A 22,331-nucleotide genomic window follows, 5' to 3' on the forward strand; every position below is an offset into this window, starting at 1 on the left:
GTTTTCACTGCTCCTTGTGGGAGAGGGCGCGTACGGTGCGGGACGGGCTGGGTCGTCCCAGGTGGGCGGCCATCCACACGCTGGTGGCGGTGAGCAGGCCGAGATCGACTCCGGTGTGGATGCCGAGGCCGTTGAGCATCCACACGAGGTCCTCGGTGGCGAGGTTGCCGGTGGCGCTCTTCGCGTACGGGCAGCCGCCGAGGCCGCCCGCCGAGGCGTCGACGACGGCGATGCCGTGCCGCAGGGCTTCGAGGGTGTTGGCGAGCGCCTGGCCGTAGGTGTCGTGGAAGTGCACGGCCAGCCGGTCCGCCGCGACCCCGGCCTCGGCGAGGCCGGTCAGCAGCGCGGCGACGTGACCGGGTGTGGCCACGCCGATCGTGTCGCCGAGGCTCAGTTCGTCGCAGCCGAGGTCGAGGAGCGCGCGGCTGACGCGCACGACCTGGGCGATCGGGACCGGGCCCTCCCAGGGGTCGCCGAAGCACATGGAGAGGTAGCCGCGGACCCGGACGCCGGCGGCCTCGGCCTTGGCGACGACGGGCGCGAACATGGCCAGCGACTCGTCCACGGTGCGGTTGAGATTCGCCTTGGCGAAGGACTCGGTCGCACTGCCGAACACGGCGATCTCCCGCACGCCGAGCGCCAGGGCGCGGTCCAGTCCGCGCTCGTTCGGCACCAGGACCGGGAGCCGGACGTCCGGTCCGAGGGGGGCCGCGGGGTCCCCCAGCGCCTCCATCAGCTGCTCGGCGTCGGCGAGTTGGGGCACCCATTTGGGGTGCACGAAGCTGGTCGCCTCGATGGTCGTCAGCCCCGCCGCGGCGAGCCGGCGGATGAACTCCGTCTTCACCTCGACGGGCACCACCGCCCGCTCGTTCTGGAGCCCGTCCCGGGCGCCCACCTCGTGGATGCGGACGCGGGCGGGCAGGCCGGCGGCCGGCACGGCCATCGGCAGCCCGGTGGGCGGTTGGTCGGTCATGATTCCTCCCGCGGTGTCACTACGGCGAGCACCTGGTCCATGGCGACCGTGCTGCCCGCCGTCACATCCAGTTCGGTGACCCTCCCGTCGTGCGGGGCGGCGATCACGTGCTCCATCTTCATCGCCTCCACCACCAACAGGCTCTGCCCGGCCGTCACTTCGTCGCCCACGGCGGCCTTGACGACGGTCACCGTGCCGGGCATCGGCGCGGTGAGCGCCCCGGCGTGCGCGCCCGCCGCGGCGCCGCGGGCCTCGACGGGGTCGTGGTCCTGTACGTGCCAGGCGTCGCCGTCGCGCCCCAGCCACCTGCCCTCCGGGCTGGGGACGTGGGTGAAGGCGTGGGTGACGGTCGCGTACTCGACGGTGACGTGGCGGGTTCCGGCGGCCTGCGCTCCCACTTCGTCGCGTCCGGACGCGGGGGACGCACCCCCGCCGTCCCGCGCGGTCAGCCTCGCGGCGACCGCGGTACCGGCGTCGGCGGTCTCGGTGTCGGCGGTCTCGGTGTCGGCGGTCTCGGTGTTGGCAGTTCCGGTCTCGGCAGTTCCGGCGTCGGCGGTCCCGGTGTCCGGGGCGTCGATCAGGACCTCCGCCGCGTCGGCGAGCCCCCGGACCCGGACCGCCACCGGGGCGTGGCCCGGAACGCGCAGATGGTGCACGGTCCACGCCGCCTCGCCGCCGAGCCGCCAGCCGCTCGGCACCGAGAACGGGTCCGTCCAGCCGGTGGGCCGGTCGTCGTCCTCCGCTCCCGCCGTGCCCTGTGCCGGGCGCAGCGCGGCCTGGCGCAGCAGCGCCGACGCCGCGTACACCTCGTCCGGCACGCCGCGCGGCACCAGCGTGTGCGCGTCGCGGTCGACCAGGCCCGTGTCCATCGTGCCCGCGGCCACCTCGGGGTGGGCGAGGAGCCGGCGCAGGAAGCCGGTGTTCGTGTCGACGCCGAGGATCGTCGTCTCGGCCAGGGCGGCACGCAGCCGGCGCAGCGCGGTGGGGCGGTCGGGGCCGTACGCGATGACCTTGGCGAGCATCGGGTCGTACGCGGTGCCGACCTCGGTGCCCCTGGAGAGGCCGGAGTCCACGCGCACGTCGTCCCGGCGGGGTTCGGACAGCGCGCGGACGGTCCCGGCCGAGGGCAGGAAACTCACCTGGCCGTCGTCGGCGCGGGCGGTCTCCGCGCAGATACGGGCCTCCACCGCGTGACCGGTCAGGGAGATGTCCTGCTGCCCGAAGGACAGTCGCTCGCCCGCGGCGACCCGCAGCTGCCACTCCACCAGGTCGAGGCCGGTGATCAGCTCCGTGACGGGGTGCTCGACCTGGAGGCGGGTGTTCATCTCCATGAAGAAGTACGAGGCGGGGGCGTCGCCCGGCACGATGAACTCGACGGTGCCCGCGCCCGTATAGCCGCAGGAGCGGGCCGCCGAGGCCGCGGCCTCGCCCATCGCGGCGCGGGTGGCCTCGTCGAGCAGCGGGGACGGCGCCTCCTCGATGATCTTCTGGTGGCGGCGCTGGAGGGAGCACTCGCGCTCGCCGAGGTGGAGCACGTTGCCGTGTCCGTCCGCCAGGACCTGGATCTCGATGTGGCGGGGCCGCTCGACCCACCGCTCCACCAGGAGCGTGTCGTCGCCGAAGGCGCCGCGCGCCACCCGCCGGGCGGCGGCGATCTCCTCGGCCAGCGCCGATTCGTCGCGGACCAGCACCATGCCCTTGCCGCCGCCGCCCGCCGAGGGCTTGAGCAGCACGGGCATGCCGATCTCGCGGGCGGCGGCGGCCAGTTCGGCGTCGCCGAGGCCGCTGCCCGAGGAGCCGGGGACGACGGGTACGCCGGCCGCCCGCACGGTCTCCTTGGCGCGGATCTTGTCGCCCATCAGCTCGATGGCGTCGGCGGGCGGGCCGATGAAGACGAGCCCGGCGTCAGCGCAGGCGCGGGCGAACGCGGCGTTCTCGGCGAGGAAGCCGTAGCCGGGGTGGACGGCCTGGGCGCCGGAGCGGGCGGCGGCCGCCAGCAGGCGCTCGATGGACAGATAGCTCTCGGCGGCGGCCGTCGGGCCGATCCGCACGGCGGTGTCGGCCTCCCGCACATGCCGGGCGTCCGCGTCCGCGTCGCTGAAGACGGCGACCGAGCGGACGCCCTGGGCGCGCAGCGTGCGGATGACGCGGACCGTGATCTCGCCGCGGTTGGCCACCAGGACGGTGTCGAACATGCTCATCCCCCCATCACATCCGGAAGACGCCGTAGCCCGGCGCCGCGCTGTCCCGCTGGGGGAGTGGTGCGTTGGCGCAGGCGGTGAGGGCGAGCCCCAGCACCTGCCGGGTCTCCAACGGGTCGATGACCCCGTCGTCCCACAACCGCGCCGTCGCGTAGTAGGCGTTGCCCTGGGTCTCGTACTGCTCGCGGACCGGGGCCTTGAAGGACTCCTCGTCCTCGGTGCTCCACTCCTCGCCGCGAGCTTCGAGCTGGTCGCGCTTGACGGTCGCGAGCACGGAGGCGGCCTGCTCGCCGCCCATCACGGAGATCTTCGCGTTCGGCCACATCCACAGGAAGCGCGGCGAATACGCGCGCCCGCACATGGAGTAGTTGCCCGCGCCGTACGAGCCGCCGACCACGACCGTCAGCTTCGGCACGCGCGTGCAGGCGACGGCCGTCACCATCTTCGCGCCGTGCTTGGCGATGCCGCCCGCCTCATAGCTGCGGCCGACCATGAAACCGGAGATGTTCTGGAGGAAGACCAGGGGGATGCCGCGCTGGTCGCACAGCTCGATGAAGTGCGCGCCCTTCTGGGCGGATTCGGAGAAGAGGATGCCGTTGTTGGCGACGATGCCGACCGGGTGGCCGTGGATGTGCGCGAACCCCGTGACCAGCGTCTGCCCGAACTCGGCCTTGAACTCCGCGAACCGGGAGCCGTCCACCACCCGCGCGATCACCTCCCGCACGTCGTACGGCGTGCGGGAGTCGACCGGGACCGCCCCGCGCAGCCCCGCCGGGTCGGCCTTCGGCTCCTCCACGGGCCGTACGGTCCACGGCAGCGCGCCGCGCGCGGGCAGGGTGGAGACGATGGTCCGCACGATCCGCAGGGCGTGCGCGTCGTCCTCGGCGAGGTGGTCGGTGACGCCCGAGACCTTGGAGTGCACCTCGCCGCCGCCCAGCTCCTCGGCGGTGACGACCTCGCCCGTGGCGGCCTTCACCAGCGGCGGCCCGCCCAGGAAGATCGTGCCCTGGCCGCGCACGATGACGGCCTCGTCGCTCATGGCCGGGACGTACGCGCCGCCCGCCGTGCAGGAGCCGAGGACCGCGGCGATCTGCGGGATGCCGGCGCCGGACATCCGGGCCTGGTTGTAGAAGATCCGACCGAAGTGCTCGCGGTCGGGGAAGACCTCGTCCTGCATGGGCAGGAACGCGCCGCCGGAGTCCACGAGATACAGGCACGGCAGCCGGTTCTCCAGCGCGATCTCCTGGGCCCGCAGGTGCTTCTTGACGGTCATGGGGTAGTACGTGCCGCCCTTGACGGTGGCGTCGTTGGCGACGATCACCACCTCGCGGCCGGCCACCCGCCCGATCCCGGAGATCACCCCGGCGGCCGGGGCGGCGCCGTCGTACATCCCGTCGGCGGCCAGCGGCGCCAGCTCCAGGAACGGCGACCCGGGGTCGAGCAGCGCGTCCACCCGCTCGCGCGGCAGCAGCTTGCCGCGCGCGGTGTGCCGGGCTCGGGCCCGCTCGCCGCCGCCCAGCCGCGCGGCGGCCAGCTTGTCCGCGAGGAGGTCCGAGAGCTCGCGGTGCCCGGCCTCGTTCGCCCGCCAGGCGTCGGACGCCGGATCGGCGGAACTGGTCAGCACCGGCGCCTCGGCCAAGGACCGGGGGTCGGCCCCCGGCGGGGATGCGGTCATCCGTGCGAGCTCCCTTGCTCGGTGATGATCTTAGTTAGTGGTCGTTAACGCTTCGTGTCCAGGTTAACGACCACTAACGCCGCTGTCTACAATTGATTTCATGACGACGCACGCCGCCGCCCCCACCCGCCGCGACCAGATCCTGAAGGAGGCCGCACGCCTCTTCGCCGAGCGCGGTTTCCACGGCGTCGGGGTCGACGAGATAGGGGCGGCGGTCGGTATCAGCGGCCCCGGCCTCTACCGCCACTTCGCGGGCAAGGACGCCATGCTCGCCGAGCTGCTCGTCGGCATCAGCGGGCGGCTCTACGCCGGGGGTCGCAAACACGTGGACGCGGCCGCGGGGGACCCGGCGGCCCTGCTCGACCTGCTCATCGACGGGCACATCGACTTCGCCCTCGACGACCGGGACCTGATCATCCTCCACGACCGCGAGCTGGACCGGCTGCGGGACAGCGACCGCAAGCTGGTGCGTCAGCTCCAGCGGCAGTACGTCGAGCTGTGGGTCGACGCCGTGCGCCAGCTGCACCCGGAAGCCCCCGAGCCGCAGGTGCGCACCGCCGTGCACGCCGTCTTCGGCCTGCTCAACTCCACTCCGCACCTCAGCCGCCGGACCTCGCTGCCCGGCCGCGCCTCCATGGCCGCGCTGCTGCGCCGCCTGGCGCACGGCGCGCTCGCGGCCGTGTCGCCGTACTGATCCCCGCCGCCGGAGCCCGCCGAGCCGCCGTCGCTGAACCGAGCCCGCGACTATGCCGCTGAATGGATCCCGCGACTGTGCTTTGCTGCTGGGTCGAGCCCGCCGCCTTGACGCCGCTGAATCGATTCCGCCGCCGCGTCGGCACCCTGACCGCCGCCGTGCCGCTCGCCTTCGGGCGCTTCTCCACCTCTGGACAGTTTCAGTGACCGGCGGGTAGCTTTTTCTGAGCAAGCGCTTAGCCATTCCTGGCCGGCGCTACGGGCTCACAAGCCGATCCAGGGAGGCGTGCAGTGCGTCGCACGGTGTTCAACGAGGATCACGAGGCGTTCCGCGAGACCATTCGCGACTTCATCGCCGCCGAGGTCGTGCCCTACTACGACGAGTGGCGGGAAGCCGGCTGCGTACCCCGCGACCTGTACAAGAAACTCGGCGAGCTGGGCATCTTCGGCATCGAGGTCCCCGAGGAGTACGGCGGCGCGGGCGAGACCAGCTTCAAGTTCAGCGCGGTCGTCTCCGAGGAGTGCGCCCGCGCGGGCGTCAGCTTCGGCGGCTCCAGCGTGCACTCCGCGCTCTGCCTCCCGTACATCCTCAAGTACGGCACCGAGGAGCAGAAGCGGCGCTGGCTGCCCTCCTTCGTCTCCGGCGACATGATGACCGCGATCGCCATGACCGAGCCGGGCACCGGCTCCGACCTGGCCGGCATGAAGACCACCGCCAAGCTCTCCGAGGACGGCACGCACTACGTCCTCAACGGCGCGAAGACGTTCATCACCGGCGGCGTACTGGCCGACCGGGTACTGGTCTGCGCCCGTACCGCCCCGCCCACCCCCGAGGACCGGCGCGGCGGCATCTCCATCCTCGTCGTCGACACCACGTCCGAGGGATATGCGGTCGGCCGCAAGCTGGAGAAGCTGGGCCTGAAGACCTCCGACACCGCCGAGCTGTCCTTCACCGACGTCAAGGTCCCGGTCGAGGACCTGCTCGGCGAGGAGGGCAAGGCGTTCGGCTACCTCGGCCAGAACCTGCCGCAGGAGCGGCTGAGCATCGCGGTGGGCGCGTACGCGCAGGCCGCGGCGGCCGTCGCCTTCGCCAAGGCCTACGTCGAGGACCGCACCGTCTTCGGCAAGTCCGTCGCGTCCTTCCAGAACACCAAGTTCGTCCTCGCCGACTGCAAGTCCGAGGTCGACGCGATGGAGGCCGTCGTGGACCGCGCCCTGGAGGCGCATGACGCGGGCGAGCTGACCCCGGCGGACGCCGCCTCGGCGAAGCTCTTCACCACCGAGCGCGCCGGCGTCGTCATCGACAAGTGCCTCCAACTGCACGGCGGCTACGGCTACATGATGGAGTACCCCATCGCCCGGCTGTACGCGGACACCCGCGTCAGCCGCATCTACGGCGGTACCAGCGAGGTCATGCGCTCCATCATCGCCAAGTCGATGGGCCTGTAGGACTGTAGGGCCGTAGGGCCGTAGGTCTCGTAGACCAGGACGTCCGGGCCGGAACACCCAGGCTGGAACGTCCGAACCAGAACGCCCGTGCCGAGGGGCCGTCGGAACGCCCGGCGGCCCCTCGGCGGCGCACGGCACTTTCAACGGATACTCCAAAGATGAACGAAGCACTGGAGTCCCTGCTCGAACTGCTCGACCTGGAGCGGATCGAGCAGGACATCTTCCGCGGCCGCAGCCGCCCCTCCGTGGTGCCGCGCGTCTTCGGCGGTCAGGTCGCGGCCCAGGCGCTGGTCGCCGCGGGCCGCACGGTCCCGGACGACCGCGCGGCCCACTCCCTGCACGCGTACTTCCTGCGCCCCGGGGGCCCCGGCGCGCCCATCGTCTACACCGTCGACCGCATACGCGACGGCCGCTCCTTCACCACCCGAAGGGTGGTGGCGGTGCAGCACGGGCAGCCGATCTTCCACCTCTCGGCGTCGTTCCAGGCGTACGAGGAAGGGCTGGAGCACCAGGAGCCGATGCCGGAGGCGCCCGACCCGCTCACCCTGCCGACGGCCGCCGAGATGCTGCCCCAGTACGCGGGCCGGGTCCTCAGCGAGGACGTCGTCGAGCGACTGCTGGAGGCGCGGGCGGCGGTGGACCTGCGGTACGTGGACGCCCCGCCGTTCGCCAGCGTGGGCGAGCCGCGCGAGCCGAAGTCGCAGGTTTGGTTCCGTACGCACGGCAAACTGGACGGCGCCATCGACCAGCCCCTGCTCCATGTCTGCCTGGTCACCTACGTCTCCGACATGACGCTCCTCGACTCCGTACTGCTCGCCCATGGGCGGGGCGGCTGGGCCGTCGGCGACGTCGTCGGGGCGAGCCTCGACCACGCGATGTGGTTCCACCGCCCCTTCAGGGCCGACGAGTGGCTGCTGTACGACCAGGAGAGCCCCACCGCGCAGGGCGGCCGCGGGCTCGGCAAGGGCAGCATCTACACGGCGGACGGGCAGCTGGCCGTCTCCGTGATCCAGGAGGGCGTGATCCGCGTTCCTCGCGGCCGGCGGTGAGTAGCGGCCGGCGGTGGGCAAGGGAGCAGAAACGATTCTTCGGGCGGGTAGGCGGGCGGGGCGGAGTGGCGAAGGCCCCCCGGGGCGGCTCCGGGCGCGTACCGGCCGGAGCCGCCCCGGAGCAGCCGCTGTGGCCACGGTCGTCCCGCCGCCGTCACCGCCGGCTCAGGACAGGCCCGCCGCGTGCAGCAGATACGCCGTCATCGGGTCGTAGAACCGCGGGCTGGTGACATGGTCGTCGAGCGGCACCGTCACCTGGAGCGTGCCCTCCGCCTCGCCGAGGAAGAGCGCCGGGTCGTTGCAGTCCGCGTAGCCCACCGCGTCGATGCCGCGCTGGCCCGCGCAGCCGGCCCAGCCGTGGTCGGCCACCACCAGGTCGGGGAGCGGCCGGCCCTCGCGGGCGAGGCCGTCGAGGATGGCGGCCATCGGCTCGGGCGAGTGCGTGTGCCACAGTGTCGCGCCGCGCTCCAGCATCGCCACGTCCGCGAACTGGAACACGAAGCCCTCGTCCGCCTGAAGCCCCTCGGGGATCACCACGATCTCGCACCCCGCAGCGCGAAGCGCGGCGGCCGTCGCCCGGTGCACGTCCAGCATCCCGCCTGGGTGACCGGTCGCGAACAGCACCCGCTTGCGGTCCTCGGCGGCCTTGGCCAGCACGACGGCGGCGCGGTCCAGGGCGGCGACCGTCAGCTCCGGGTCGATGGTGTCCTGCCCGGTGCGGTGGCCCAGATCGTCGCTGACGCCGCACCGTTCCGCCATCACGGCCAGCACGTCCTGCTCGTCGCTCCAGCGGTCGCCCAGCTCCAGCCCCAGCCAGTAGTGGCGGTCGCCGTTGGCGAGCTTGCGGTAGTGGTCGAGGTTGTTCTCCCGAGGGGTCGCGACGTCGCCCGCGATGCGCGTACGGACGAGGTGGTCGATCAGTTCGCTGCGGCTGGGTATCGGCATGGGACCCATTGTCCCCCGTATCCGTTTCAGCTGGACGTGATGTCCATATGGGGCGGCTGGATGCTCGGATACGTACATGTGCGGAATCCGTGGCGCTGCCTACGCTCGGTACGTTCCTGGCAGCCGCACCGCCGTGCGGGCCCGCGCCCGGGCCCGTACCGTTCCGAGGCGGTCCGCCCCGAGCCGGTCCGCCCCGACCCCGTACGAGAGGCCATCGCATGACCAGCCCCGCCCCCCGTGTCCCTCGCGGCCCCGTCGACTCCTCCCGCGTGCCGCGCTACGCCGGGCCCGCGACGTTCGCCCGGCTGCCCCGCCTGGACGAGGTCGGCTCCGCCGACGTCGCCGTGGTCGGCGTGCCCTTCGACACCGGCGTCTCCTACCGGCCCGGCGCGCGGTTCGGCGGCAACGCGATCCGCGAGGCGTCGCGGCTGCTGCGCCCGTACAACCCGGCCCAGGACGCCTCCCCCTTCGCCCTCGCGCAGGTCGCGGACGCCGGCGACATCGCCGCCAACCCCTTCAACATCGAAGAGGCCGTCGAGTCGATCCAGGCGGCGGCCGACGACCTCCTGGACACCGGGGCCCGGCTGATGACCCTTGGGGGCGATCACACCATCGCGCTTCCCCTTCTGCGCTCGATGGCCCGTAAACACGGTCCGGTCGCCCTTTTGCACTTCGACGCGCACCTCGACACCTGGGACACCTACTTCGGCGCCGAGTACACCCACGGCACGCCCTTCCGGCGGGCCGTGGAGGAGGGCATCCTCGACACCTCGGCCCTCTCCCACGTCGGCACGCGCGGCCCGCTGTACGGCAAGAAGGACCTCGACGACGACGAGAAGATGGGCTTCGGCATCGTGACGTCGGCGGACGTCATGCGGCGCGGCGTCGACGAGGTCGCCGACCAGCTCCGCCAGCGCATCGGCGACCGCCCGCTCTACATCTCCATCGACATCGACGTCCTCGACCCGGCCCACGCCCCCGGCACCGGCACCCCGGAGGCCGGTGGCCTCACCTCGCGCGAGCTCCTGGAGATCCTGCGCGGCCTCTCCGACTGCCACCTCGTCTCGGCCGACCTCGTCGAGGTCGCCCCGGCCTACGACCACGCGGAGATCACGTCCGTAGCCGCGTCCCACACGGCGTACGAGCTGACGACGCTGATGTCCCGGCAGATCGCGGAGGCGCGGGCGTAGGGCCTGACCTGGCCCGACGGCTCAGTGAGGGAGCGGCTGTCAGAGCCTGCGGCTACTCTGTGCCGCGTGAGGTGGACAGCATGCTGCTGAGGTTCCGGGTCGCGAATGTGCGGTCCCTGCGCGAGGAGCAGGAGCTGTCGTTCGTCGTGCCGCCGGGGGAGGACGCGTCGGGCACGCGCGAGGTGATGCTGGCCGACGGCCCCCTCCGGGTGTTTCCGCTCGTCGGGATCTTCGGCGCCAACGCGTCCGGCAAGTCCAATGTCCTGACGTCGATGGCCCGGATGCGCGAGGCGGTGCTCAACTCGTATGCCGCGTGGGCGTCTTACGAGGGCACCCCGCGTGAGGTGTTCGCCCTCGCCCCGGAGAGCGGGGGCGAGCCGTCGTTCTTCGAGGTGGACGTCGCCATCGACGGAGTGCGCTGGACATACGGTTTCGAACTGGGGCCCGAGCGGGTGGAGTCCGAGTGGGTGCACAGCTACCCGCACGGCAGACGCCAGGAGTGGCTGGACCGGGACGCGTCCCGGGACGAGACCTACCGGTGGCCGGGCAACAGGGTCAAGGACCGCGCCCAACTGGCCCGGCGCACCCGCCCCAACGCGCTGCTGCTCTCGACGGCCGGTACGGACAACCACCCCCAGCTTTCCCCGCTCTTCCACTGGTTCCGCCGCAACCTCCGGGAGATCGGCCCGGAGACCGAGCGGGCCCAGCGCGAGGCGTTCACCGCCCGGCAGCTCACCGGGCAGCAAGGAGAACGGATCAGAGAGCTGCTGCGCGTCGCAGACCTCGGAATCACCGGGGCCGAGGTTCAGCCGGGCGACGGCGGGGCCGCGTCGGTCCGGCTGACGCACAAGGCGGCGGACGGCGAGGTGCCGTTCGACTGGGCGCTGGAGTCCTTCGGCACCCGTTCGTGGTTCGCACTGCTCGGGCCGATGCTGCTGGCCCTGGACGGGGGCGCGGTCCTCCTCATCGACGAACTGGACGCCAGTCTCCACTCGCGGTTCGCCGCCGAGGTCATCCGGATCTTCCAGGACCCGGACTCCAACCCCCGCGACGCCCAGCTCGTGTTCACCTCCCACGACGCGACCGCCCTGAGCAGCCCCAGCGGCGAGCGGCTGCTGGAGCCGGCCCAAGCCTGGCTGACGGAGAAGGACGAGACCGGGGCGACCGAGCTGTACCCGCTCAGCGCCGCCTCCCCGGGCGAGCGGGAAGACCTGATGAAGTCCTACCTGGCGGGGGTGTTCGGCGGCGTTCCCGCACTCCTGGAGGGTCAGATCGCCCGTCGGCTGATGACCGACGAGCGCGGAAGCGGCGACGCGCCGGGGGAGCGGGGGCCGGCCTGATGGCGCGTACAAGGGGTAAGGCGGATTTCCCGTCGTCCCGGCCCTCCCGCGGCAAGCGCAGTAGAGCCGTGTACGTCTTCACCGAAGGCAAGGTGACGGAGCCGGAGTACATCAGATTCGTCTGGAAGCAGGGCGTGCCCAAGGACCCGGCGCTCACGGTCGAGGTGCATATCGCCAACGCCAAGGACGACGGCTCGCGCAGGATGCCGCTCGATCTGGTGGGCCGGGCCATCCTCCTCCAGCAGGAGAAGCAGAGGGACGACAGGAAGGCCAAGCTGCCGCCTCCGCTGCACACCCAGGTCTGGTGCCTCTTCGACCACGACAACCATCCGGGCGTGGACACCGCCCTGGCCCGCGCGGAGAGCCACGAACTCCCGGTGGCCTTCTCGCACCCCTGTTTCGAACTCTGGCGTGTCCTGCACCTGAAGGCCGCCAGCGGAAGCTTCGGCGGCGTGTGCGGCATGGCGGAGCGGCGGCTGCCCGCCGGCTGGCACAAGGCGCCCGGCGGGATCAAGGCCGTGCTGCCCGAACAGGTCAGGCACCAGTACGAGGACGCCAAGGGGCGCGCTCTGAAGATGAACGCCGAGCACCCTGACCGCGTGCCGCGCCACAAGCGGGACCCCTACACCGACGTGTACGAATTCGTCGAGAAGGGGCTGGGAGTCGCCTCATACTGACCGCTCTGCCCCCGTAGGGCTCAGCGGAGTTCTCCGCCACGGCACGGCATCGGCCGTGCGTCGCGCGGCATCCGCCATGCGTCACAGCATCGGCAACGCGGCGCGGTATCCGCCATGCGTCACGGCATCCGCCATAGTGATTCATTTCTTCACACCAATGCGAGCTTCGTTGACGTGAAGCGTTCACAACTTTATGTTCGCTGCGGTGACGACCCCCTCACGCGCCACCCAGTTGATCGCCCCCCTTCTCGCGGGCGTTCTCGTGGCCGCGCTCCCTCCGGCGACCTCCGCCGCTCCGGCCGACTCTGCCGTGTCCGCTCGTACCGCCGCCGCCACCCCCCACGCCGATCCCTGGAAACTGACTGCCACTCATATCGACCCGAAGGACAGTCACCACGCCTTCGTCGGCAACGGCTATCTCGGCCAGCGTGTGCCGCCCGCCGGAGTCGGTTATGCGGCGAGCGGTGACAAGACGGGGTGGCCGTTGTTCACTCCGCGCTATGACGGTTCGTTCGTGTCCGGGCTGTACGCGCACAATCGGGCCACTACCGAGAACCGGCAGGTCATCGCCGCCATCCCGACCTGGACGCCGCTGACCGTCAGCACCGGCGGACGCCGCGGCGAGACGTTCACCGCCAGTACGCCCGTAGGCCGGATCTCCCACTACCGCCAGGATCTCGACCTGCGGCGCGGGCTGGTCACCACCTCGTTGACCTGGACGGCCGCGGACGGGCGGGCCACCGACCTGGTGTACGACGTCGTCGCCGACCGGGCCGACCCGCATGTGGGGGCCGTTCGGCTGCGGATGACCCCGCACTGGAGCGGTGAGGCGACCGTCACGGACCTCATCGACGGGCGCGGGGCGCGGCGGGTGGTGCAGACCGGGGGCGGTGAGCGGGCGGGGGATCGGCGGTCCATGGCCGTGACGTTCCGTACGGACGGGACGCGCACCGACGGAGCCGTGGCGTCCACTCTGCGGGCGGGCGCGGAAGTTCGTACAACACATGAACAAAAGGCCGATGCGGCTCGGAAGCTGAGTGTGCGTCAGGCGCATACCTTCCCGGTGCGCGACGGGCGCGGCTACGAGTTCGTCAAATACGTCGGCGTCGACACCGCCCTCACCTCCCGCGCTCCCGAGCGCGCCGCCCTCGACGCCTCCCGGCGCGCCGCCGACCGCGGCTGGCGCGCGCTGTTCGCCCGGCATGAGGCCGCCTGGCGCGAACTGTGGCGCGCCGACATCGAGGTGGCGGGCAAGCCCGCGCTCCAGTCGTGGGTGCGGTCCGCCGAGTACGGGCTGCTCGCCAGTACGCGGGCCGGGGCGGCCGACAGTATCGCGCCCACCGGGCTGTCCAGCGACAACTACGGCGGGCTGGTCTTCTGGGACGCCGAGACCTGGATGTACCCCGCCCTGCTCGCCGCCCACCCCGGACTCGCCAAGTCCGTCGTCGACTACCGCTACCGCACTCGCGCCGGAGCCCGTGCCAACGCGAAGAAGCTCGGTTACCCCGGCCTCTTCTACCCCTGGACCAGCGGCAGCCGGGGCGGACTGTGGACCGAGTGCCACAGCTGGGAGCCGCCGCACTGCCGCACCCAGAACCACCTCCAGAGCGATGTCGCCCTCGCCGCCTGGCAGTACTACCTCGCCACCAAGGACACCCGCTGGCTGCGCGACCGGGGCTGGCCCGTGATCGAGGGCGTCGCACGGTTCTGGGCGGGACGGGCCACGCGCAACGCGGACGGCACGTACTCCATCAAGGACGTCGCCGGGCCGGACGAGTACAGCAACGGCGTCGACGACGGCGTCTTCACCAACGCGGGCGCGGCCACCACCCTGCGCACCGCCACCCGCGCCGCCGCGCTCCTCGGCCGGTCCGCCCCCGCGCGCTGGAACGCCATCGCAGGCAAGCTGCGCATCCCCTACGACGCCAAGAAGCAGGTCTTCCAGCAGTACGACGGCTACCGAGGCTCGGTCATCAAGCAGGCGGACACCGTGCTGCTGATGTACCCGCTGGAGTGGCCGATGACCAAGGGGGCCGCGGCCGCCACCCTCGACTACTACGCCGCGCGCACCGACCCCGACGGCCCCGCCATGACCGATTCGGTGCACGCCGTCGACGCCGCCGCGATCGGCGAGCCCGGGTGCTCGACCTTCACCTATCTGCGGCGTTCCATCGAGCCGTTCGTACGCGGCCCCTTCAAGCTGTTCTCCGAGGCGCGCGGCGAGAAGGCGGGCGCCTCGGACCCGCTGTCCGGCTCCCCGGCCCAGGACTTCACCACCGGCAAGGGCGGTTTCCTCCAGGTCTTCACGCACGGTCTGACCGGGCAGCGCCCGCGCGAGGACCGGCTGCACCTCGACCCGATGCTGCCGCCGCAGCTCGCCCGGGGCGTCACCCTGCGCGGGCAGCGCTGGCAGGGCCGTACGTACGACATCGCGCTCGGCGCGCACCGCACCACCGTGACCCTGACCCACGGCGCGCCCTTCGACATCGAGAGCCCGCAGGGCACGCGGTCCGTACGGGCAGGGGCCCCGGCGGTGCTGGAGACCCGGCGGCCCGACCTCGCGCCGACCGGCAACGCGGCCAGGTGCCGGACGGCGACGGCGAGTTCGGAGCAGCCGGGGCAGTACGCGCCCGCCGCCCTCGACGGCAACCCGGCCACGGCCTGGGTCCCGAACGGCGCGGCCGGCGCCCTCACCGCCGACCTGGGCCGCCCCGTGCGCCTCTCGGCGGTCACGCCGCGCTGGACGGCCGTACGGCCCGCCTCGTACGAGATCCGCACCTCGCCGGACGGGCGGCACTGGAGTGGTGTCCGGCGGGGCACCGAGGCCGGAGCCGTCCGCTACATCAAGGTGACGGTCCGCTCCTCGGACGCCAAGAAGCCCGCGGGGATTGCCGAATTGGAGGCGGAGCGGTAGGAGGGCTAGGGAGGCGTGGGCCGTGTGTGCTGGGGAGTGGGTGACTCCGGGGCCCGTGCTCAAGGCGGCGGGCGCTCAAGGGAGCGTCAGTCAGTACGCGCGGGTCATCGCCTCCACGCAGGCCCTGTCCCTCAGGTCCAGTGTTCTTCTCCACCGACTCGTGCACAATTCTTATACCGGTATTAGTATCGCAGGCATGGTACGCACCCCTCTCACCGAGCTGGAGCGCGAACGCGGCCGCCACCTCGGCATCCTGCTCCGGCAGGCTCGCGGCGCACGCAGCATGGCCGAGATCGCCGCGCTCGCCGGAATCTCCGCCGAGACCCTCCGCAAGATCGAGACCGGCCGGGCGCCGACCCCCGCCTTCTTCACCGTCACCGCGCTGGCCACCGCGCTCGGGCTGCCCCTGGACGAGCTCGCGGCGCAGTGCGCGGCGGTCATGCCGGCGGAGTCGCCGGACGTACCGGGCGTGCCGGGCGTGCCGAGGCCGTCAGGCCCGTCCGGTCTGCCTGGCCTGTCCGGCTTGCCCGGCGCTGTGGGTGGGCCGGTAGCCGCCTGAGAGGGCTCTGAGCGGGCCTGCCGCCGCCTCGGCGCCGGCGCGCCCGCCCTGTCTGCCGGTCCGCCTCGTGATAGCGCCCTGCGCACGGCTCCGTACGTACCTTCCAGGCGTGCGATCGAGGTGCCGTGCGTACGTCCCCTACGCCCGATCGCAGTATCGATTTGTCGTTACAGATCGCCATAGATCGCTGCGGATTGTTGCCGCAGGATGAAATCCGCACGCCAGAGTGTTGCAGCCTTCCGGTAGTGGACGCCGGTGGGAGGACTCGGGTGACGGCACAGGACACGGAGCAGGGCTGGGCGCGGCGGCTGGTCGGCTACTGCTGGCGGTATCGGCGCAACGTACTGCTGGCGCTCGGCTCCTCGCTCGCCGGGATGGCCGTCACGGCGCTCGTACCGCTCGTTCCCAAACTGATCATCGACGACGTGATCGGCTCGCACAGCCGGCCGCTCGCCCCCTGGGCGACGCTGCTGGTCGTCGCCGCGGTCGCCGTCTACGCCCTCACCTACATCCGCCGCTTCTACGGCGGGCGGCTCGCGCTCGACGTCCAGCACGACCTGCGCACCGAGATGTACGGGTCGATATCGCGGCTCGACGGCAGACGCCAGGACGAGCTGTCCACCGGCCAGGTCGTCGGCCGCGCGACCAGCGACCTCCAGCTGATCCAGGGCCTGCTCTTCATGCTGCCGATGATGATCGGCAACATCCTGCTCTTCATCATCTCGCTCGTCGTGATGGCGACGCTCTCCCCGCTGCTGACCGTCGTCGCCCTCGCCGTCGCCCCCGCCCTGTGGTTCCTCGCCAACCGCAGCCGCACCCGGCTCTTCCCCGCCACCTGGTACGCGCAGGGGCAGGCCGCCGCGGTCGCCGGCGTCGTGGACGGCGCCGTCACCGGCGTCCGCGTCGTCAAGGGCTTCGGCCAGGAGGAACAGGAGACCGGGAAGCTCCGCGAGGTCAGCCGCCGGCTCTTCGCGGGCCGGCTGCGCACCGTACGGCTGAACTCCCGCTACACCCCGGCCCTCCAGGCGGTACCGGCGCTCGGCCAGGTCGCCATGCTCGCGCTCGGCGGCTGGATGGCCACCCGGGGACAGGTCACGCTCGGCACGTTCGTCGCCTTCTCCACGTACCTCGCGCAGCTCGTCGGGCCCGTGCGGATGCTCACCATGATGCTGACCGTCGGGCAGCAGGCGCGGGCCGGCGTGGAGCGCGTCTTCGAGCTCATCGACACGGAACCCGTCATCAAGGAGCGCCCGGACGCCATCGCGCTGCCGGCCGACGCGCCCGCCACGGTCGAGTTCGACGACGTGTCCTTCGGCTACGCGAAGCGGGACACGGCCGAGGAAGAGGGGGGAGGGGCCGCCGTCGAGCGCCCCGTGCTCGACGGGTTCTCACTGCGCATCGAAGAGGGCGAGACCGTCGCTCTCGTCGGCTCCTCCGGCAGCGGCAAGTCCACCGTCTCGCTGCTCCTGCCCCGCTTCTACGACGTCACCGGCGGCGCGGTGCGCGTCGGCGGCCACGACGTACGCGACCTGACGGCCGCCTCGCTGCGCGGCGCGATCGGGCTGGTGCCCGAGGACAGCTTCCTGTTCTCCGTCAGCATCCGCGACAACATCGCGTACGGGCTCCCGGACGCCACCGACGAGCAGGTGCGCGCCGCCGCGCGCGCCGCGCAGGCCGACGGGTTCATCAGCGACCTTCCGCAGGGCTACGACACCGAGGTCGGCGAACAGGGCCTGACCCTCTCCGGCGGCCAGCGCCAGCGCGTCGCCCTGGCCCGCGCGATCCTCACCGACCCCCGGCTGCTGCTCCTCGACGACGCCACCTCGGCGGTCGACGCGCGGGTCGAGCACGAGATCCACGAGGCGCTGCGCTCCATCATGGCGGGCCGCACCACGCTCCTCATCGCCCACCGCGCCTCCACCCTCGCCCTCGCCGACCGCGTCGCGGTCCTGGACGCGGGCGTCCTCGTCGACATCGGCACCCGGGAGGAGCTGGAGGAGCGCTGCGAGCTGTACCGCAGGCTGCTCACGGACCCGGAGGAGCTGGGAGCGGGTACGGCCGACCGGGCCCGTACGAGCGCGACCGTCGGCGGCTTCGGGGGCGAGGCGTCGGCTACAGGGCTCATCGATGTGGCCGCCGCCCCGGAGGAAGCGGAGTCCGCGGCGGTCGCCGACCCGCGCGGCCCCGGCGCCGTCACCCCCGAACTCTGGGTCCGCCCCGAGGCGGCATCGTCCTCCCCAACCGCCTCGACCCCCGCCGACAGCGCTCTCGCCGGCATGCCCGCCACGCCCGAACTGCTCGCGAAGGTGGCCGCGCTGCCGCCCGCCGACGACGTTCCCGACGTGGACGAGGCGAGAGCCGCGCGCGCCGAGGAGTCCTACGGACTGCGCCGCCTGCTGCGCGGTTTCGGCAAGCCGCTCGCCGTCAGCCTGGCGCTCGTGGCCGTCGACGCGGTGGCCGGGCTGCTGCTGCCCGTACTGATCCGGCACGGCATCGACCAGGGCGTGCAGCGGCTGGCGCTCGGCGCGGTCTGGGCAGCGTCCGGGCTGGCCCTGCTGGTGGTGCTGGGGCAGTGGGCGGCGCAGACCAGCGAGACGCGGCTGACGGGCCGCACCGGCGAGCGGGTGCTCTACGCGCTGCGCGTGAAGATCTTCGCGCAGTTGCAGCGGCTCGGGCTCGACTACTACGAGCGCGAGCTGACCGGCAAGATCATGACGCGGATGACCACCGACGTCGACGCCCTGTCCTCGTTCCTCCAGACCGGCCTGGTCACCGCCGTCGTCTCGCTGCTGACCTTCTTCGGCATCCTCGTCGCCCTGCTCGTCATCGACGTCCAGCTCGCGCTCGTCGTCTTCGCGACGCTCCCGCCGCTGATCGTCGGGACGGTCTTCTTCCGCCGCCAGAGCGTCAAGGCGTACGAGCTGGCGCGCGAGCGCGTCAGCGCCGTCAACGGCGACCTCCAGGAAAGCGTGGCGGGGCTGCGCATCATGCAGGCGTTCCGGCGGGAGGACACGAGCGCGCGGCGTTTCGCGGAGCACAGCGACGGGTATCGGCAGGCGCGCGTGCGCGGGCAGTTCCTGATATCGGTCTACTTCCCGTTCGTGCAACTGCTGTCCTCCGTGGCCGCCGCCCTCGTGCTGACCGTCGGCTCGGGACGCGTCGGCGCGGGCACCCTCACGGCGGGCGCGCTCGTCGCCTACCTCCTCTACATCGACCTGTTCTTCGCCCCCGTGCAGCAGCTCTCACAGGTCTTCGACGGCTACCAGCAGGCGAGCGTCTCGCTCGGCCGCATCCAGGAACTGCTGCGCGAGCCGACCACGACGCCGCTCGCGCGGGAGCCGCGCGATGTCCGGGGGCTGCGCGGGGAGATCGCCTTCGAGGGCGTGCGCTTCCACTACGGACCGGGCGAGGAGGCGGAGGAGGCGCTGTCCGGGATCGATCTGACGATCCCCGCCGGGCAGACGGTCGCGTTCGTCGGCGAGACGGGCGCGGGCAAGTCGACGCTCGTCAAGCTCGTCGCCCGGTTCTACGACCCCACCGCGGGCGCGGTCCGCGCCGACGGCGACGACCTGCGCGAACTGGACCCGACCGCCTACCGGCACCGGCTCGGCGTGGTGCCCCAGGAGCCGTATCTCTTCCCCGGCACGGTCCGCGACGCCATCGCGTACGGGCGGCCCGACGCGAGCGACGCCGAGGTCGAGGCGGCCGCGCGGGCGGTCGGCGCGCACGACATGGTCGCCACCCTGGACGGCGGCTATCTGCACGCGGTCACCGAGCGCGGCCGCAACCTCTCCGCCGGCCAGCGGCAGTTGATCGCCCTGGCCCGCGCCGAACTCGTCGACCCGGACATCCTGCTGCTCGACGAGGCCACCGCCGCCCTCGACCTGCACAGCGAGGCGCTGGTCAACCAGGCCACGGACCGGCTCGCGGGCAAGCGCACCACCCTGGTCGTCGCCCACCGGCTGACCACGGCGGCGCGCGCGGACCGGGTGGTGGTCATGGACCACGGGCGCGTCGTGGAGGACGGCACGCACGCCGAACTCCTCGCGGCGGACGGCCGGTACGCGCACCTGTGGCGGACCTTCACGGGCGAGGCCCTGCCGGTGTGAGCCTTGGTGGGGCCGTACTCGTGTGAGCCCCGGTGAGGCCGTACCGGTGTGAGCCGCTGTGCGGTCGTACCGGCGTGAGCCTTGGCGAGGCCGTGCCGGAGGGCACGCCGGTACGGCACGGGGGCCCGTACGACCCCGGCGGGGCACTCCCGGAGCGGCCCCCGCCGGGGCGCTCCGGGCGCGGCCTCCGGGCGAGGCCCCCGACGCCGGCCGCCCGCCCTCCGCCCCGCCCCCGACCGATCGCGCCCCGAACAGGGCTAGTCGGAGCGGGTGGTGTCCCGATAGGTTCACGGCGATCTCTGTGAAACCAGGGACCCCAGGGAGGGCGAATGCGCAAGGCACTCAGATGGCTGCCGGCGTTCGCGGTGCTCATAGGCACCGTCGGAGCCGGCACCGCACCGGCAGGAGCGGCCACTGCCGCGGAGCCGGACGTCAAGGAACGCGTCCTGAAGATTCCAGGGATGAGTTTCGTCGAGGAGAAGCCCTACGAGGGCTACCGCTACCTCGTGTTCACCTATGACCAGCCGATCGACCACCGCCACCCGTCCAAGGGGACGTTCAAGCAGCGCTTCACCCTGCTGAACAAGTCCACGGACCGGCCGACGGTCTTCTTCACCTCCGGCTACAACGTCTCCACGACGCCCAGCCGCAGCGAGCCGACCCGCATTGTCGACGGTAACCAAGTCTCCCTGGAGTACCGTTACTTCACGCCGTCCCGGCCGCAGCCCGCCGACTGGTCGAAGCTCGACATCCGGCAGGCCGCCGACGACCAGCACCGCCTCTACAAGGCGCTCAAGCCGATCTACACCAAGAACTGGCTGGCCACGGGCGGCAGCAAGGGCGGTATGACGGCGACCTACTTCCGCCGTTTCTACCCCGACGACATGGACGGCACCGTCGCGTACGTCGCGCCCAACGACGTGAACAACAAGGAGGACTCGGCGTACGACCGGTTCCTCGCCACCGTCGGCGACAAGGCGTGCCGCGCGCAGCTGAACTCCGTCCAGCGCCAGGCGCTGGTGCGCCGCGACGAGATCGTGGCCCGCTACCAGAAGTGGGCCGACGCGAACGGCAGGACGTTCAAGGTCGTGGGCAGCGCCGACAAGGCGTACGAGAACGTCGTGCTCGACCTGATCTGGGCGTTCTGGCAGTACCACCTGCAGAGCGACTGCGCGACCGTCCCCGCGACCAGCGCCTCCACCGATGAGCTGTACAAGTTCGTCGACACGATCTCGGGCTTCGACGCCTACACCGACCAGGGCCTGGAGAAGTACACCCCGTACTACTACCAGGCGGGCACCCAGCTCGGCGCGCCCAGCTTCAAGTCCCCGCACCTCAAGGGCCTGCTGCGGTACCCCGGCATCTACCAGCCGCGCTCGTACGTGCCGCGCGACATTCCCATGAAGTTCCAGCCCGGCGCGATGCGCGACGTCGACCGCTGGGTGCGCAACGACAGCGAGCGGATGCTGTTCGTGTACGGGCAGAACGACCCGTGGGGCGCGGAGCCGTTCCGGCTCGGCAGGGACGCGGCGGAGCGGCAGGACTACCGCTTCTTCGCCCCCGGCGGCAACCACGGCTCGAACATCGCCCAGCTCGTCGCCGACCAGCGGGCCAAGGCCACGGCCGAGGTCCTCGACTGGGCGGGCGTCGCCCCGGCCGCGGTCAAGAAGGACGCGAAACTGGCGAAGCCGCTCGCGCCGTACGACGCGAAGCTGGACCGGCAGACGCTCGACCGGGAGCACTCGCTGCGTCCGTGACGCGCTGACGTCGTGGGCTTGCCGAACCTTGTCGACCTTGTCGTTCTTGTCAACGACGTGACCGTGTGACGTCGTACGGCCGCCCGCCGCCCCTACAGGCGGCGGGCGCAGCCGACCGGGTCCGGGCCGCCCACCCGTACGTACAGCGCGGTGGACGGCGGGCAGGCGGCGCGGGTGCGGACCGTGCGCGTCACCCGGTACTCGGGGGTCCGCGCCCCCGAGCCGTCGCAGGCCGTCTCCTTCACCAGGCCGCGCCGCTCGGTGTAGACGCAGTCCCCGGCGACGGTCAGCGGCCCGCCGCCCATGCCGGGGTCGCCGGGGTGCGGCGGCTGGAGGCTGCGCATACAGGCGTAGCCCTCCGGAACGCTCCGTTCCTCCGAAGCGCCCCTGTTCAGCGCGTTGATGTACAGGACGAAGTCCGTGGCGTCCGGGCAGCGCGGCCCGCTCTCGCGAGGGCCGTTGTAGCGGGCGAGGACCCGCGCCGCCGCCCGCTCGCTGGTGCACGCGACCTCCGTGAAGGACGTACGCCCGCGGGTGCCGCACTCGCCCCGGGCCAGGAAGAGCGCGCCGTAGCCCGTCGGCTGCCGGGCGGAGGCGGTGCCCGTGTCGTTCCCCGCGCCGGAGCGGCCGGACTGCTGCTGACACGCCGTCAGGAGCCCGGCCGCCAGCGGCAGCAGCAGCGCCAGCACCGCGAACGGCGGCGCGCGATGGCCCATGATGTCCCCCATCCCCCGACATGTACGCAGCCAGCGTGGCCCGCCGGGCGGGCGCACGCCAGGCGTGCCGGGGGCTTTGCGCCC

At 72.2% G+C, this 22,331-nt stretch carries 15 protein-coding genes and 1 pseudogene; 11 read left to right on the forward strand and 5 right to left on the reverse strand.

Going from position 1 to position 22,331, the window contains the following annotated elements; translation table 11 throughout:
• Window positions 1-4: 4 nt before the first annotated feature.
• Genes AB0I22_RS13115 through AB0I22_RS13125 form a run of 3 tightly spaced genes read right to left on the reverse strand, consistent with a single transcriptional unit; the run spans window position 5 to window position 4,813 of the window.
• Window positions 5-973: a hydroxymethylglutaryl-CoA lyase gene (locus AB0I22_RS13115; RefSeq protein ID WP_363130811.1), complete on the reverse strand. Its 969-nt coding sequence runs from the start codon at window positions 971-973 to the stop codon at window positions 5-7.
• Window positions 970-3,168 (reverse strand): biotin carboxylase N-terminal domain-containing protein, encoded by a 2,199-nt coding sequence (locus AB0I22_RS13120; RefSeq protein ID WP_363130907.1) that lies wholly within the window; start codon window positions 3,166-3,168, stop codon window positions 970-972. Before AB0I22_RS13120 ends, AB0I22_RS13115 begins: the two co-directional genes overlap by 4 nt.
• A 13-nt stretch (window positions 3,169-3,181) precedes the next feature.
• Window positions 3,182-4,813, reverse strand: a complete 1,632-nt coding sequence (locus AB0I22_RS13125) for a carboxyl transferase domain-containing protein (RefSeq protein ID WP_363130908.1) — start codon at window positions 4,811-4,813, stop codon at window positions 3,182-3,184.
• A 136-nt stretch (window positions 4,814-4,949) separates the two neighbouring features.
• Here AB0I22_RS13125 and AB0I22_RS13130 point away from each other — a divergent pair, with 136 nt between their 5' ends.
• From AB0I22_RS13130 to AB0I22_RS13145, 4 genes are all read left to right on the forward strand, one after another.
• Complete coding sequence (locus AB0I22_RS13130; protein WP_363130812.1) at window positions 4,950-5,543, forward strand: TetR/AcrR family transcriptional regulator; 594 nt, start codon at window positions 4,950-4,952, stop codon at window positions 5,541-5,543.
• A 62-nt stretch (window positions 5,544-5,605) separates the two neighbouring features.
• Window positions 5,606-5,749: a hypothetical protein gene (locus AB0I22_RS13135; protein WP_363130813.1), complete on the forward strand. Its 144-nt coding sequence runs from the start codon at window positions 5,606-5,608 to the stop codon at window positions 5,747-5,749.
• Window positions 5,750-5,833: 84 nt separating this feature from the next.
• Complete coding sequence (locus AB0I22_RS13140; RefSeq protein ID WP_363130814.1) at window positions 5,834-6,991, forward strand: acyl-CoA dehydrogenase family protein; 1,158 nt, start codon at window positions 5,834-5,836, stop codon at window positions 6,989-6,991.
• A 158-nt stretch (window positions 6,992-7,149) separates the two neighbouring features.
• A complete protein-coding gene (locus tag AB0I22_RS13145; RefSeq protein WP_363130815.1) occupies window positions 7,150-8,040 on the forward strand; it encodes an acyl-CoA thioesterase II in 891 nt (296 codons plus the stop codon).
• 165 nt (window positions 8,041-8,205) lie between these two features.
• Here the strand turns inward: AB0I22_RS13145 and AB0I22_RS13150 are convergent, their stop codons facing one another.
• Window positions 8,206-8,985 (reverse strand): phosphatase, encoded by a 780-nt coding sequence (locus tag AB0I22_RS13150; protein ID WP_363130816.1) that lies wholly within the window; start codon window positions 8,983-8,985, stop codon window positions 8,206-8,208.
• A gap of 218 nt (window positions 8,986-9,203) precedes the next feature.
• Between AB0I22_RS13150 and speB the strand changes: the two genes are divergently transcribed.
• The 7 genes and pseudogenes from speB (at window position 9,204) to AB0I22_RS13185 (ending at window position 21,531) form a co-directional block, all read left to right on the forward strand.
• A complete protein-coding gene (speB, locus tag AB0I22_RS13155) occupies window positions 9,204-10,175 on the forward strand; it encodes an agmatinase (RefSeq protein WP_363130817.1) in 972 nt (323 codons plus the stop codon).
• 80 nt (window positions 10,176-10,255) lie between these two features.
• A complete protein-coding gene (locus AB0I22_RS13160) occupies window positions 10,256-11,515 on the forward strand; it encodes an AAA family ATPase (RefSeq protein ID WP_363130818.1) in 1,260 nt (419 codons plus the stop codon).
• A 68-nt stretch (window positions 11,516-11,583) separates the two neighbouring features.
• Window positions 11,584-12,192 carry an RloB family protein gene (locus AB0I22_RS13165; RefSeq protein WP_363130819.1) on the forward strand — a complete coding sequence of 203 codons (609 nt, stop codon included), beginning with the start codon at window positions 11,584-11,586 and terminating at the stop codon, window positions 12,190-12,192.
• Between the two features lie 193 nt (window positions 12,193-12,385).
• A complete protein-coding gene (locus tag AB0I22_RS13170) occupies window positions 12,386-15,106 on the forward strand; it encodes a discoidin domain-containing protein (protein WP_363130820.1) in 2,721 nt (906 codons plus the stop codon).
• Between the two features lie 196 nt (window positions 15,107-15,302).
• Window positions 15,303-15,539 (forward strand): annotated as a pseudogene (locus tag AB0I22_RS13175) (helix-turn-helix transcriptional regulator); the annotation flags it as partial.
• Between the two features lie 395 nt (window positions 15,540-15,934).
• The gene (locus AB0I22_RS13180; protein ID WP_363130821.1) at window positions 15,935-19,774 is read left to right on the forward strand and encodes an ABC transporter ATP-binding protein; all 3,840 of its coding nucleotides are present in this window, start codon (window positions 15,935-15,937) and stop codon (window positions 19,772-19,774) included.
• A 329-nt stretch (window positions 19,775-20,103) separates the two neighbouring features.
• Window positions 20,104-21,531 carry a S28 family serine protease gene (locus AB0I22_RS13185; RefSeq protein ID WP_363130822.1) on the forward strand — a complete coding sequence of 476 codons (1,428 nt, stop codon included), beginning with the start codon at window positions 20,104-20,106 and terminating at the stop codon, window positions 21,529-21,531.
• A gap of 92 nt (window positions 21,532-21,623) precedes the next feature.
• On the opposite strand, the gene AB0I22_RS13190 is transcribed toward AB0I22_RS13185, so the two are convergent.
• The gene (locus tag AB0I22_RS13190) at window positions 21,624-22,247 is read right to left on the reverse strand and encodes a hypothetical protein (protein WP_363130823.1); all 624 of its coding nucleotides are present in this window, start codon (window positions 22,245-22,247) and stop codon (window positions 21,624-21,626) included.
• Window positions 22,248-22,331: the final 84 nt, after the last annotated feature.

The sequence above is a fragment of the Streptomyces sp. NPDC050610 genome (assembly GCF_040654875.1).
Lineage (GTDB): Bacteria > Actinomycetota > Actinomycetes > Streptomycetales > Streptomycetaceae > Streptomyces.